The sequence below is a fragment of the Paucibacter aquatile genome, assembly GCF_002885975.1.
Taxonomy (GTDB): domain Bacteria; phylum Pseudomonadota; class Gammaproteobacteria; order Burkholderiales; family Burkholderiaceae_C; genus Paucibacter_A; species Paucibacter_A aquatilis.
The window spans coordinates 2,695,301-2,708,106 of sequence record NZ_POSP01000003.1; the positions used below are offsets into that span (position 1 = coordinate 2,695,301).

Genomic DNA, 12,806 nt, shown 5'->3' on the forward strand with positions numbered 1-12,806 from the left:
AGACGCGGCGGCTGACGAACGGTCGGAGCGCGGCTTTGCTGGCAGACTGATTGCCATGAAGTTTGCGTCTCTCGACCCCGCCTCCGTCTCGCCTCGCCGCTCGCGCCGGCTCTGGCCCTGGCTCTTGCTCAGCCCCCTGCTTCTGATCGCAATCGCCGCCACACTGGCCGTGCAAAGTCGGCCCCTTGTCGAGCCTGTCGACGGCGGCCTGAAACCCGAAGAGATCCAGAGCACCAAGGACTTTCTGCGCCGCAATGACCCGCGCCGCCTCCAAGCCAGCCCGCATCGCCTGCTGCGCATCGAAGAGCGCCAGCTCAATCTGATGCTCATGCAGCTGGCCCAGCGCTACGGCCAAGGCCGCGGGGCTGCGCAGATCCAGCTGCAGGCGGGCACGGCCCGACTGCAAGCCAGCTTGCAGATGCCGGCGCTGGGGGTCTGGCTGAATCTGGAGGCCCGGCTGAGCCAGACGCTTGCCCTGCCCCAGGTGGAAGAACTGCGCCTGGGCCACCTGCCCTTGCCAGCCTGGCTGGCGGAAGCGGCCTTGCGGCGGGGGCTGGGCCATCTGGCCTTGTCGGTCCAGGCCCAACGGGCCGGCGAACTGGTGGAGTCCCTGCGCTTCAATCCCCAGGAGCTGCTGCTCGGCTACCACTGGCAAGCCGACAGCCTGGATCATGTGCTGGGCGCCTTCTGGACCCCGGACGAACAGGAGCGAGCCCAAGCCTACAACCGGCGCCTGGTCGAGATCAGTGCAGCCTACCCGCCGGGCAGCTCAGTTTCCCTGGCGCTCCTGATGCCCCCCATCTTTGAGCTGGCGCGTGCTCGCAGCGAGCGGCCGGACGCCGACCCCGTGGCCGAGAATCGCGCCGCCTTGCTGACCCTGGCCCTGTTCTCCACCGGCCAACGCTGGAGCAAGCTGCTGCCCAGCGCCCGCGCCTGGCCGCAGCCGCTGCCGCGCATGGTGACCCTGGCAGGGCGCGATGATTTCCCCCAGCATTTCCTGGTCTCGGCCGTGCTGGCGCTGGAAGGCAGCGGGCCGCTGGCCGATGCCATCGGGGTCTACAAGGAAGTGGCCGATTCGCGCGGTGGCAGCGGTTTCAGCTTCAACGACATCGCCGCCGACCGGGCCGGCACCCGCTTCGGCCTGCTGGCCAAGGACGCCCCGCGCAGCCTGCAGGCCTTGATGCGGGTGGGCTTGCACGAGCTGGATTTCATGCCCGGCGTGGCCGACCTGCCCGAGTTCCTCAGCGCCGAGGCCTTCCAGCAGCGCTACGGCGGCATCGATGCGCCCGCCTACCGGCAGATGATGGCCGAGATCGAGGCCCGCATCGCGGCCTTGCCCCTGCTTCAGCAGGCCAACGTTCCCAGGCTTTGAGCGCAAACACCCGGCCTTGAACAGCGGGCCGAGGACCGAAAAGCGTGACGGATTCAACGCTTGCGCCATCTACGCGAGCTGCGGTCCCCCGGTCTGCGGGTGCGCGGCCTCTGGGCGGCCAACAGTGCGGCACCCAGAATCGAGCTGACGCATTTGTCATCCTCAGACGTACGGAGCCAACGCATCGCCATGGGCAGCGAAATCAGAACCGCAAGACGCATCTGGTCCTTTGTGTCCGGCGCCTTGCTCTATCTCAGCGCCCTGGGGTTGGCTCACAGCCTGGCCAGTCAACGTTGGCCTTTGAGTCTGCAAAGCCTTTTGGGTGGCAGCGGCAGTTGGACGCTGCAGCTTGCCCAGGCTGTGTTGATCGCGGTGCTGCTCTACGGCGTGGCCTGGGTCTGGGCCTTCTACACCGTGCGGCCGCACCGCGGCCACAGCCGCCACCCGACCACGGCCTGGTGCCTGGGTGGCATGGGCTTGGCCTGGTTGCTGGCCTTGCTGGCCGGCGTGCTCGAAGTCAGCAGCCGCGCCGGTGGCTACCAGCCCTCGCTGACCGGTCTGCTGCTCTCTTCCACCGTGCCGCCGCTCTGGGGTTCGCTGAACGGCGTGGCGGTGCTGCTGGCCATCCTCTCGGCCGGCCGCTGGTCGGCGCGGCTGCGTCGGCAGCGCAAGGCACGGCAATCTCAGCTGAATTCGCAGCTGAGCTCGCAACTGGATTCGGACCTGGACTCCGACCTCGATTCCGAGCTGGACTCGCGCCCGCAGCGCGGTCTGGCGGGGGCTCCAGCGCGCCAGGCAGCCTGAGCCCGCACGGCGCCACAGGCCGCTGCAGCAGCGCGGCTGTGTTCTGATCACGGCCGCCATGCCGACCGATCTTTCGACTGAAGCGTCTCCGCCCCCAGCCGGGCGCCCGCGCTGCCCGCGCTGCGAGCTGCCCACCCCGAGCTGCCTGTGCCACTGGGCGCAGGCCATCGACAACCCGGTCGAACTCTTGCTGCTGCAGCACCCACAGGAACAGCAGCAGGCCAAGGGTTCGGCGCGTCTGCTGCGCTTGAGCCTGGCCCGCTGCCGCCTGTGGGTGGGCGAGCAATTCGACCCGGCCGCGCTGCAGGCCGCCCTGCATCAAGACGGGCGGCGGGCCCTGCTGCTCTACCCGCCCACGCCGGGCCAGACCGAGCCGATGTTCGAGACCCCGGCGAACGATGACCGGCCGCTGCGCCTGGTTGTGATCGACGCCACCTGGCGCAAGAGCCGCAAGATGCTCTGGCTCAACCCGGCCCTGCAGACCCTGCCGCGGCTGGCCCTGCAAGACCCGCCACCCTCCCGCTATGCCGACCATCGCAAGGCGGAGCGGGCCGAGCAGCGCTCGACGCTGGAGGCGGCCGTGCTGGCCTTGCAGACACTGGAAACCCAAGCTGAGCGCTACGAGCCCCTGCTGCAAGCCTTCAGCGCCTGGCTGAACGAGCGGCAGGAGCGCGTGCAGCCCCGACCGTCAATGCGCCTGCGTTAGAGCGCGGGCAATGCGGTGGCGCGCCACCGTGGTCTTGGGCACCTTGATGCTGAACCAGCTGCGCACGTCCTGCTCGAGGCCGATGCCGTGCATGTAGTTGTAGATGGCTTTCTTGAGCGCCTGGCCCAGCACATCGTGATCCACGCCCGTGGGGTCGACAAAGCCGACATCGTTCTTGGCGAAGGGGCTGGGCGGCAGGGACAGCAGCTGCACGCCGAACTCTTCCGGCTTCTGACCCACGGGCGAGTGCACGGTGCAGGCAAAGCGGTGGAAAAAGCCGCTCTGGATGCAGCCGTTCTCGAACAACTGGCGCACATATTCAAGCGCGTCGACCGTGTCCTGCACGGTCTGGGTCGGAAAGCCGTACATCAGGTAGGCATGGACCAGGATGCCGGCGTCGGTGAAGGCTTTGGTCACGCGCGCGACCTGGTCGACCGAGACGCCTTTTTTCATCAGGTTCAGCAATCGGTCGGACGCAACCTCCAAGCCACCCGAGATGGCGATGCAGCCGCTGTCGGCCAGCTGCTGGCAAAGCTCCGGGCTGAAGGACTTCTCGAAACGGATATTGCCCCACCAGGAGATGCCCAGCTGGCGCGCCTGCAACTCAGCAGCGAGCGCCTTCAAGGCCTTGGGCGGCGCGGCCTCGTCGACGAAGTGGAAACCGGTCTGGCCGGTCTCGGCGACGATGGCCTCGATGCGATCGACCAGGGTGGCGGCCGAGGCGCCCTCGTAGCGCGAGATGTAGTCGAGGCTGACGTCGCAGAAGCTGCACTTCTTCCAGTAGCAGCCGTGCGCCACGGTCAGCTTGTTCCAGCGCCCATCGGACCAGAGCCGGTTCATGGGGTTGAGCATGTCCAGCAGGGACAGGTAGCGGTCCAGGGGCAGGCCGTCCCAGGTGGGCGTGCCCACCTCGGCAAACGCGATGTCGGGCTCGACGAAGTTGATGTAGCGGACCTGGCCGTCTTCGCGCACAAAGGTGCGCACCAGACGCTGGCGCGAGCGGCGGCCTTGCAGATGCTCCAGCAGCGCCAACAGAGGGCGCTCGCCGGCGTCCAAGGTCAGGTAGTCGAAGTAATCGAACACGCGCGGCTCGCTGAGCTCGCGCAGCTCGGTGTTGACGAAGCCACCGCCCAGGGCCAGCACCACGCCAGGGTGCTCGGCCTTGATCGCCTGGGCGATGCGGAAGGCGGCATAGACCGCACCCGGGAAGGGCACCGAGATCAGCACCAGCTGCGGCTGGTGCTTGGCCACCGCGGCCAGGGCCAGGGTGCGCAAGGTTTCATCGACCAGATTCAGCGGCGCGGCCAAAGCCTCAGCCAATGGGTCGAAGGTGGGCTGGCTGGTCGCCAATGACTCGGCATAGCGGACGAACTCGAAGCGCGGGTCCACCGCCTCGCGCAGCACATCGGCCAGGTCGTTCAGATAAAGCGTGGCCAGGTGGCGCGCCCGGTCCTGCAGGCCCAGGGCACCGAAGGCCCAGGCCAGCGGGTCGCCGCCTTCCTCGTCGACATAAACATCGAGCGAATCAAAGCGCGGGCCCTCGGGCAGGAAGGCGCGGCTGTTGATGCGGTGCGCCAGGGTCGGGTCACGCCCCTGCAGGAACGCGATGGTCGGCGTGATGGTCGAGAGATAACGGTCAAAGTAGACGTCAAATCCCTGGACCATGGGCGTGCGCTGCTCGGGCGCCAAGGCCTGGATGCGCTCGCGCAGGGCCAGCAAGCCGGCGCGAGAAAACAGCTGCAGCATCAGGGCCAGGGCCAGGTCCTCCTGCACCGCATCGATCTGGCGCGAGCGCAGAAAGCCGGTCAGATAAGCCGTGGACGGATACGGCGTGTTCAGCTGCGTCATCGGCGGGATGAGCGACAACACGCGGAAGCTGGAGGGCGAGAGAGGAGGCGTCGAGGACATGAAGACAGGGCCGGCAGGGTGTGCCATTTTGCCAGCCGGGCCTCCCGCCCGTGCGCTCAGGCGATCACAGGCAACACAGGATCAGGGGCTGCTCGCCAAGGTGCATTGCTGGCTGGGCTGGGTCGGGCAGGGACCGCGCCAGCGCAGGGCCGTGGCCGTGGCCGGCGGCAAGGGGGCGCTGAGATTCTGCACTTCGGCCTTGCTGGGCTTGAAGCTGGCCAGGGTGATCCAGCTGCCGGCAGCGCCGATCTGGTAGTCCAGGCTGTAACTCGCGCCCGGACGCAGGGCGCGGCTGCTGATCAGGTACTGGCTGCCCTCCAGCTTGAAGCTGGGGGTGTCGGCAAACGGCCGCGCCAACGGTTCGCCGACGAACAAGCCTTGGCCCGGCTGCTGCACGGACTTCCAGTACGCTTCGATCAAGGTGGCGCCGCGGTAGTACTGCTCGATCAACACCGAGGCTTTGGAGAACTTCTGCGTGAAATTGCAGGGCTCCTCGACCGTGCCGTAACTGCCGGTGAGGCCGGCGTCGAGCCAGGCGAGGACCGAGGTTTGCCCCCCGCCGTTGGGAAAGAGTGCGCCGTACGAGGTCAGGGAGTCTCCGACCGCCCCGGGTTGGTAGGTGTTGGTGGCCAAGCCCGGCGTCAGCTCCAAGCCGGTGAAATAGAACAGAACGCCGCTGCTGCCCTGCACGCTGTCACGCGATCCGCCCGCCGAGTTGTCCAGGAAATTGAGCTTGAGTCGGCCGGACCAGAGGCCTGGCAAAGCGCTGAAGTCACTCCAACGGGTGCTGCGCAGATTGTCACTGGTGCGCAGGAGATACCCATCGCCCAAGGGCTGGCTGGCATCGGCCTTGACGCCGCGGTCAATCAGCGCCTTGGCGACCTCCAGGCTGCGGGCGCCCAGCATCATGGCCGGCCGGACCTGATGGTCAGTCCAAGGCTGGGTGGAATCCGAGTCGAAGTAGGCCGAGGCCTGGGTGGCGAGGCAGCTGCCGGCGGGCGAGACACAGGACTTCGCGTCATAGCCGAACGCCAAAGCGCTGGTGATGCCCATGGCACACGTACCCACCACGCGCGACGGCGCGGTCCAGGTCAGCATCAAGGCCTGAATCCCTGACGGCAGCTTGGCGTCGATCTCAGCCTTGAGGGTGGCGAAGTCACTGGCCGAAATGGCATCGGTTTTGGTGGGCAGCTTGACACGAATCAAGTTGGCTGCCGGCACGCCACGGGCGCTGAGGTAGTAGGCCGCAATGGATTCACCGAGCGCATCGCCTTCGGCCACCAGAACGGCCAGATCGGCTGGCACCAGGCCGGCGCGCGGCAGGCTGAGGCCATAGGTGCTGGTGGCACTGGGCGCTGGCGTGGGTGTGCTCCCTGTGCTGTCACTGCCTCCGCCCCCTCCTCCACCACAGGCTTGCAAGCTCAGCAGCACGGCGCACACCAGGCCGAAACGCGCACGGCGGCCCAGCCAAGAAAGAAGGTTGGAGAGTGGACTCACGACAGCGTTCATGGGCCGGATGTTTTCACAGGCCTTGCGGGTTCGAAGACAAGAATTGCAAACCGTTTTCCGCCTTCCGGATCTACAAGTGCCGACCCGCATGCTGTGCAGAAATGCCACACATGCGCTCTTCGGCGTGCCGAGCGCCCCCATATTTGCAGGTCCGGCAGCCCCAGGCCGGGGCATGCATTCGCAGCCCCAGAGACGGTGAAATCTCACCAATATCAAAAGTGTGCACGCGCTGACTTCACTATCTTGGTGCGAAATGCCCGTAAAAACCCCAAGTGCGTGCACAGGGCCAGCTGCCTACATTCGCATCACTCGATGCACAGGCCGTGCGAACGGACGGTGCCAGGCGGGGCTGAGGAGACAAACTCAAGTTGTAGTGATAGCACGACGTATAAAGTGACACAGTCACAATCGACGGGCACCTGAAGCCACTTCAGGTGCCCGTTTCATTTGCGGCTCTCGTGGCCGCGCTCGCTGGCCCCGCCGCGCCCTGATCCGAACGCTTCTCCATGGATTTGCTGACTGTCGCCCTTGCCTCGCTCCTGGCTGGATTCATTGATGCGGTGGTGGGCGGAGGTGGCTTGGTGCTGGTGCCCGCCCTGTTCAGCGTTTATCCGCAAACCGCGCCGGCCACCTTGTTCGGCACCAACAAAGGCGCCTCGATCTGGGGCACTGCCTGGGCCACGCTTCAGTATGCCAAGCGTGTCCAGCTGAACTGGTCCGCCCTGCTACCGGCAGCAGCCCTGGCCATGGTGGGCGGCTTCGGCGGCGCCTGGCTGGTCACTCAGATTGACCCCGGCTTCCTGCGTCGCGCCTTGCCGGTGATCCTGTTGGCCGTCTTGATCTACACCCTGGTGCGAAAGGACATGGGACGGCACCATGCGCCTCGGCACCAGGGCTGGCGCGAAACCGCGGTCGCCGGTGCCATTGCCCTGCTGATCGGTTTCTATGACGGCTTTTTCGGCCCTGGCACCGGCAGCTTCTTCGTCTTCCTGTTCGTGCGCTTGCTGGGTTACGACTTTCTCCATGCCTCGGCCACCGCCAAGCTGATGAATACAGCCACCAACGCCGCTGCCTTGATGTTGTTTGGCAGCACCGGCCACATCTGGTGGCAGGTCGCTCTGGTGATGGCCGTGGCCAATGTGATTGGCAGCCTGTTCGGCACCCGCATGGCCTTGGCGCGTGGCGCCGGCTTTGTGCGCTCGATGTTCGTGCTGGTGGTGTCGGCCCTGATCCTGAAAACGGCCTGGGACGCCTTCTTTCGCTGAGCTTTTTGTAACCAGCCCCTGCGCCAGTCCCGCTACCATTGGGGCCAAACAGGGAAGGACCACCCACCATGCCAGTCGATCCGAATTTGCGCACACTCGACATCGAGATCCCCACCCAGCCTGAAGTACTGGTGCAGCTGTCGATGCTGATGTCCGAGGAGGACATCGATCTGAACGCCATCTCGTCCCTGGTGGAGACCGATATGGCCCTGGCGGCCGCGGTGCTCAAGGCGGTCAATTCCTCGCTTTACGGCTTGCGGGGCCGGGTGCAAACCGTACAGCAGGCGCTGACCTATCTGGGGCTGCGCGAGGTCTCCGCCATCACGTTTGAGATGGGCTTGCGCGCGGCTTTCCCGCCCGCTGCGGAGCTGGAACCGGTCTGGCAGCGCGCGGCCGAGCGCGGCCTGATGATGGGTCGCATGGGCCAGATGCTGGGCGTGGATCCTTGGGCCGCCCATTCCGCGGGTTTGTTCGAGGAATGCGGCAAGGCCGTGCTCTACCGGCATGCGCCGTCCCATTACCCCGCCATGCTGCGCGCGGCCGGATCTGATGCAGAGCTCGTGCAGTTGGAGCGCACCGCCTTCGGCGTCAGCCACGATGCGCTCGGGGCGGCACTGTGCGAAAGCTGGGGCCTGGCGCCAGCGGCCGTGGCGAGTGTGCGCCACCATGTCGAAGTGCAAGCCACCTTGCAAATGCCCGACACCCTGCAGCGGCGCGGCATCAGTGCCATCTCAACCATCGCCAGCGTGCTGCTGAGTGACGTGACCCAATTGGAAACCGTGGCACATGAAATCGCACCTCAGGCCTCGCTGGACGAAGCCCTGATGCTGCGCGCCGCCCGCCGCATCACCGAGCAGCTGGAAACTGCCAAGGAACACGAGCGCGGCTGAACCCGCCAGCCCCGGGGCGGGCTTTGAAAATCAGACGCGCTCGGCCAAGCTGCTGGATGAAGCCAGGCTGATCCGGTCACGACCGGCATGCTTGGCGATGTAGAGCGCCTCATCGGCCGCTTGCATCAAAGCTTGCGGGCTCAGATAGGGATGCGCCGGGCTGTAGGCCGCCAGGCCGATGCTCACCGTCAGCCACGGGCCACTCACACCGCCCTCATGCGGCAGGGCCAGGGCACGCAGCTCTTCGCGCAGCTGCTCCAAAAGCTCTTGCGTGACGTCCAGGCCGAAGCCGGGCAGCAAGGCCACAAACTCTTCCCCACCCAGACGGGCCACGAAATCGGTGTCACGCTTGAAGCGCTCGCTGAGCAGTTGCGCGAAACGCTGCAACACCAGATCGCCCGCGGCCGCGCCGTAGCGCTCGTTGTAGCTCTTGAAATGGTCGAGGTCGAGCACCGCCAGCGCCAGCTGGCCGCGCTGCCGCTGGGCGCGCTTGAACTCGCGTCGCAAGGCTTCGTCGAATTCGCGCCGATTGGCCAAGCCGGTCAAGGCATCGGATCGGCTGAGACTGCCCAGTTCGCGGTTCTTTTGCTCCAAAGCCTGCTGTGCCGCCAGCAATTGCTGGCTCTGGACCTGCAGTTGCTGCTGCAATTGGGAGACGCGCTGGCTTTCGTCCTGCCATTGCAGCCACAGGCCCTGCTGCACCCGCGCCAGCGAGCGCGAGACGCGCGCCAGCTCCGCCGGCTGTTCGGCCAAGGCCGCATGGCTCAAGGCCTGCGGTGCATCGAGCGGATCCAGCTCATCCGCGCGATCGGCCAGTCGACGCAAAGGCCGCAGCATCATGCGATCCAGCACCAGCATCAGGCTCAGGCTCAACAACATCACCAGCGCCAGATCGCGCAAAAGCAGGGCCGGCAAGGCCTCTCGCATGAAAGCCCGTTGCGCCGCTTCTTCTTGCGCCAACACCTGCACCAGGGCACCGCCCGAGGCCGGCGGGCCGAGCTCGAAATCGATCTGACGCACATCGGCCTGACCACGCAGGCTGGCATCACCACTGGCAAGCACCGCGCCGCTCGAAGTCTTCAGCTCGACCGACAACACCCCAGGCCGCGCCTTGAGCTTGTCGATCAACACCTGGGTGGCACCGCCCGGCCGCTCCCCCGCGCCGAGCTCAGCCATGCTGCTGGCGAGGGCTTGACCGTAGACCTTGGGCAGGGCCAACAGTTCGGCCTCGAAGGCCGCGGCATGCGCCTGGGCCTGATGGCGCAGATGGATGGCATCCGTCACGCCCACCAGAAACACGCTCAGCAGCAAGACCACCCAGACCGTGCGGCGCCGCAAGGACGTGCCCGGGGGCTGGCGATGCGGCAAGGTCAGATCGGCAGCGGATGACGTATCGAAACTCACAGCGGCCTTTCGAAAGCAAGGGCGGCACCCGATACGCTGGCGTGGCGCAGGCCGCATCCAGCCCGCGCAGACGCGATCAGTTTGCAAGTCAATGATCTTGGCCAGGCAGCGGTGCCATGCCCATGCGACTGCCTGTGTGACAGATTGTGCACGGCGCATTGCGCACAAAGGCGGGCGCAACAGCAGGGTTAATCCCAGCTTGGCGCCATTTGCCGGCAATTCAGGCCAACTTTGTGGCACTCTGAAGCCTGAAACAGGGACGGCCGGGGCGATCAGCCCTGCACGAACTGCATTTGCGTGCCGGCCAACTCGATCACATCACCGCTCTTGAGGGCGACCGACTCGCTGGTCAGCGGCACGCCATTGACATTGGGCCGTGCAGCGCCTTCGACATGGGCGAACACATAACCGCTGGGGCGCTTGGTGATGGAGGCCACCTGCACGCCAGGCTTGCCGACGGTGGTGACCACCTTGGTCAGACTGACCTCACGACCGGCTGCGGCACCGGTGAGCACCCGAATGGTGGCCGGTGCGGCCGCCGAGGCCGAGGGCAGGGAGCCGAAATTGGATGGCAGACCGAAGCCGCTGGGCGCACCCGAGCCAGGCTTCAGGATCATGGTCTTTTCGTAATCGCCGCTGTCCTCGAGCAGGAACTTGATCTTGTACTTGCCGATCTCGACGATGTCGTTGTTGGCCAGCAGCTGCTTCTTGATCGCCTTGCCGTTGATGTAGGTGCCGTTGGTCGAATTGAGGTCTTCGATGAAGACATCGGCGCCCACCATCTGCAGCACGGCATGCTCGCCGCTGACCGCCAGGTTGTCGATCACGATATCGTTGTAGGGTCGGCGCCCGAGCGTGGTCTTGTCTTTTGTGATCTGCACATCCTTGATCACCACGCCGTCGAGCGACACCACCAGCTTGCCCATGCTTTGACCTCGATCCTGTTGTCTTCTTACTTGTGTTGGCGGCAGCCCTCTGTGCGCCGCAAGAGTTGTGACTGCTACAGACGATGCCCGAGTCGGCGACCGGTCGCGACAGGCCTCACGGCCGAAAACCAGCCCATCAGCGCTTGCCAAACGGCCACCAGGCCCGCCCTTCCGACCGCACGCGGCCCTCGGCACGAACCAGCACCAGCGCGATATTATCCCGGCCGCCCATGTCATTGGCCCCATCTATCAAGGCTTGGGCTGCTTCAGACAAGGAAGGGTGGTTTATCAACAACTGGCGCAGGGCATCGTCGTCCAGCATATCGGACAGACCGTCCGAGCAGAACAGGTAGAGATCCCCAGGTTGAACTTCATGCTGGTGCAACTCCAACATGACAGCGTCTTCTACGCCGACCGCGCGCGTGACCAGATTCTTGTTGCTGGAGAAGACTGCCTCTTCAGGCGTCAGCAGGCCAGCGTCGAGCTGCTCTTGCAGCAGGGAATGGTCGCGGCTGATCTGGGTCAGCTGGCCACCGCGCAAGCGGTAGGCGCGTGAATCACCGACATGGCCCAGCAGCAAGCCCTCAGGCCGAAACACGCCCAGCACCAGGGTCGTGCCCATGCCGGCATAACGCGGGTTGGTGTTGGCGGCATTGAAGATGGCGCGGTTGGCGTTGTCCACGCAGATGTCCATGGCGCGACGCACATCGCCGACGCTGGCCGTGGCTCCGGCCTCTTTCAGCCACCGGCCCAGTTCGGCGCGGATGAAGCCGGTCAGCATCTGACTGGCCACTTCACCGGCGTTGTAACCCCCCATGCCATCGGCCAGCACCGCCAGACCCACGGACTCATCCAGAGCAACCGAATCCTCGTTGTTGTCGCGGGCGCGGCCGACATCGGTGGCGCTGAAGAACTCCAGGGTCATGGCTTTGTGTCTGGTTGCGATGCGGGGGGATTTTGCCCTGCTTCCGACTTATTCAAGCGGACTGTTTGTGCAAAAGCGTCGACAGTCCCCGACTCGGGCTTCGTCGTCACCGGCACTGTGGCTTCCGTCCCAGAAACGGCCTCTGCCGTCGGCGCGGTGGCCGGCAGTTGCTGCAGCACGGCCTCCAGATCCTGGGCCATCTGCGCGCCGCTGGCATAGCGCAACTCGGGCCGCTTTTCCAGCGCCAGGGCCAGCACCAGCGCGAGCGACTCGGGCAGACCGGGGCGATGGTGGCGCACATCGGGCGGCGGCTCGTTGGCGATCTGGTACATCAGCTTGGCCATGGAATCCGACTGATGCGGCAGATGGCCGGTCAGCAGCTGGTAGACCATGACACCGAGCGAGTAGAGATCGCTGCGCCCGTCCACCTTGAGCCCGGCCAGTTGCTCGGGCGACATGAAGGAAGGGGTGCCCAAAACCAGGCCGGTACGGGTGCGGCTGCCGTCGGCGATGCGGGCGATGCCAAAGTCCATGATCTTGAGCACATCGTGCTCGCGATCCAGCATCACGTTGGCGGGCTTGATGTCGCGGTGCACGACACCCTGGCCATGCGCGTAATCGAGGGCCAGCGCCAGGCGCCGCGCCAAGTGCAGCACCTCACGCACGGGCAGGAGCTGACCCGGCCGGGTGAAGTGGCTGAGGTCCTGGCCCTGGACATACTCCATCGCGATCCAGGCATCTGCGCCCGCCTCGCCGGCGTCGAGCACATGCAGGATGTCAGGATGCTGCAGATGACCGGCGGCACGCGCCTCGCGCATGAAGCGCTGGCGCACATCGATCAGGTCTTCGGCGGCGAATTCGCGCTGCAGCGCCAGGCGCTTGATGGCCACCAACTGGCCGCTGGCGCGCTCGCGTGCCAGGTGCACCACGGCCATGGCGCCGCGGCCCAACTCACGTTGCAGCTCATAGGCTTGCAGGCCCGGTCCGGCCGGGCTGAGCGTCGGGTAGGCCTCGGGCACCGTCGAGGCTTCGCCATCCACCGTGTCGGGCTTGCCCAGCCACCGTTTCCAGAAACCTGCCATGCCCGTTCACCTGTG

At 65.9% G+C, this 12,806-nt stretch carries 11 protein-coding genes; 5 read left to right on the forward strand and 6 right to left on the reverse strand.

Translation table 11 applies throughout. The features are described from left to right. The first annotated feature begins 55 nt into the window (after positions 1 to 55). From C1O66_RS14735 to C1O66_RS14745, 3 genes are all read left to right on the forward strand, one after another. Positions 56 to 1,372, forward strand: a complete 1,317-nt coding sequence (locus C1O66_RS14735) for a hypothetical protein (RefSeq protein WP_102768575.1) — start codon at positions 56 to 58, stop codon at positions 1,370 to 1,372. Between the two features lie 189 nt (positions 1,373 to 1,561). Beyond that, entirely contained in the window at positions 1,562 to 2,176 is a 615-nt protein-coding gene (locus C1O66_RS14740; protein WP_102768576.1) for a hypothetical protein, read from the forward strand. Between the two features lie 58 nt (positions 2,177 to 2,234). Continuing rightward, the gene (locus C1O66_RS14745; protein ID WP_102768577.1) at positions 2,235 to 2,882 is read left to right on the forward strand and encodes a tRNA-uridine aminocarboxypropyltransferase; all 648 of its coding nucleotides are present in this window, start codon (positions 2,235 to 2,237) and stop codon (positions 2,880 to 2,882) included. Here the strand turns inward: C1O66_RS14745 and C1O66_RS14750 are convergent. Together C1O66_RS14750 and C1O66_RS14755 are read right to left on the reverse strand one after the other, a co-directional pair. After that, positions 2,865 to 4,790 (reverse strand): B12-binding domain-containing radical SAM protein, encoded by a 1,926-nt coding sequence (locus C1O66_RS14750; protein WP_102769662.1) that lies wholly within the window; start codon positions 4,788 to 4,790, stop codon positions 2,865 to 2,867. The genes C1O66_RS14745 and C1O66_RS14750 overlap by 18 nt on opposite strands. An 81-nt stretch (positions 4,791 to 4,871) precedes the next feature. After that, the gene (locus C1O66_RS14755) at positions 4,872 to 6,299 is read right to left on the reverse strand and encodes a TIGR03790 family protein (protein WP_165794624.1); all 1,428 of its coding nucleotides are present in this window, start codon (positions 6,297 to 6,299) and stop codon (positions 4,872 to 4,874) included. 506 nt (positions 6,300 to 6,805) lie between these two features. On the opposite strand from C1O66_RS14755, the gene C1O66_RS14760 reads away from it, so the two are divergent. Continuing rightward, positions 6,806 to 7,564 (forward strand): sulfite exporter TauE/SafE family protein, encoded by a 759-nt coding sequence (locus C1O66_RS14760; protein WP_102768579.1) that lies wholly within the window; start codon positions 6,806 to 6,808, stop codon positions 7,562 to 7,564. Positions 7,565 to 7,632: 68 nt separating this feature from the next. After that, positions 7,633 to 8,454: an HDOD domain-containing protein gene (locus C1O66_RS14765; RefSeq protein ID WP_102768580.1), complete on the forward strand. Its 822-nt coding sequence runs from the start codon at positions 7,633 to 7,635 to the stop codon at positions 8,452 to 8,454. A 30-nt stretch (positions 8,455 to 8,484) separates the two neighbouring features. Here C1O66_RS14765 and C1O66_RS14770 read toward each other — a convergent pair whose 3' ends face one another. The 4 genes from C1O66_RS14770 to C1O66_RS14785 form a co-directional block, all read right to left on the reverse strand. Continuing rightward, a complete protein-coding gene (locus C1O66_RS14770) occupies positions 8,485 to 9,858 on the reverse strand; it encodes a GGDEF domain-containing protein (protein WP_165794625.1) in 1,374 nt (457 codons plus the stop codon). Between the two features lie 272 nt (positions 9,859 to 10,130). Beyond that, on the reverse strand, positions 10,131 to 10,784 hold the full coding sequence (locus C1O66_RS14775) for an FHA domain-containing protein (RefSeq protein ID WP_102768582.1): 654 nt from the start codon (positions 10,782 to 10,784) through the stop codon (positions 10,131 to 10,133). Between the two features lie 136 nt (positions 10,785 to 10,920). Beyond that, positions 10,921 to 11,709 carry a Stp1/IreP family PP2C-type Ser/Thr phosphatase gene (locus C1O66_RS14780; protein ID WP_102768583.1) on the reverse strand — a complete coding sequence of 263 codons (789 nt, stop codon included), beginning with the start codon at positions 11,707 to 11,709 and terminating at the stop codon, positions 10,921 to 10,923. Then, on the reverse strand, positions 11,706 to 12,791 hold the full coding sequence (locus tag C1O66_RS14785) for a serine/threonine-protein kinase (RefSeq protein WP_102768584.1): 1,086 nt from the start codon (positions 12,789 to 12,791) through the stop codon (positions 11,706 to 11,708). The genes C1O66_RS14780 and C1O66_RS14785 overlap by 4 nt, the downstream gene beginning before the upstream one ends. Positions 12,792 to 12,806: the final 15 nt, after the last annotated feature.

Bases quoted from the DNA above. Each gene is read 5' to 3' on its own strand.
- C1O66_RS14735 (WP_102768575.1), top strand. From the start codon at position 56: ATGAAGTTTGCGTCTCTCGACCCCGCCTCCGTCTCGCCTCGCCGCTCG.
- C1O66_RS14740 (WP_102768576.1), top strand. From the start codon at position 1,562: ATGGGCAGCGAAATCAGAACCGCAAGACGCATCTGGTCCTTTGTGTCC.
- C1O66_RS14745 (WP_102768577.1), top strand. From the start codon at position 2,235: ATGCCGACCGATCTTTCGACTGAAGCGTCTCCGCCCCCAGCCGGGCGC.
- C1O66_RS14750 (WP_102769662.1), bottom strand. From the start codon at position 4,790: ATGTCCTCGACGCCTCCTCTCTCGCCCTCCAGCTTCCGCGTGTTGTCG.
- C1O66_RS14755 (WP_165794624.1), bottom strand. From the start codon at position 6,299: ATGAACGCTGTCGTGAGTCCACTCTCCAACCTTCTTTCTTGGCTGGGC.
- C1O66_RS14760 (WP_102768579.1), top strand. From the start codon at position 6,806: ATGGATTTGCTGACTGTCGCCCTTGCCTCGCTCCTGGCTGGATTCATT.
- C1O66_RS14765 (WP_102768580.1), top strand. From the start codon at position 7,633: ATGCCAGTCGATCCGAATTTGCGCACACTCGACATCGAGATCCCCACC.
- C1O66_RS14775 (WP_102768582.1), bottom strand. From the start codon at position 10,784: ATGGGCAAGCTGGTGGTGTCGCTCGACGGCGTGGTGATCAAGGATGTG.
- C1O66_RS14780 (WP_102768583.1), bottom strand. From the start codon at position 11,709: ATGACCCTGGAGTTCTTCAGCGCCACCGATGTCGGCCGCGCCCGCGAC.
- C1O66_RS14785 (WP_102768584.1), bottom strand. From the start codon at position 12,791: ATGGCAGGTTTCTGGAAACGGTGGCTGGGCAAGCCCGACACGGTGGAT.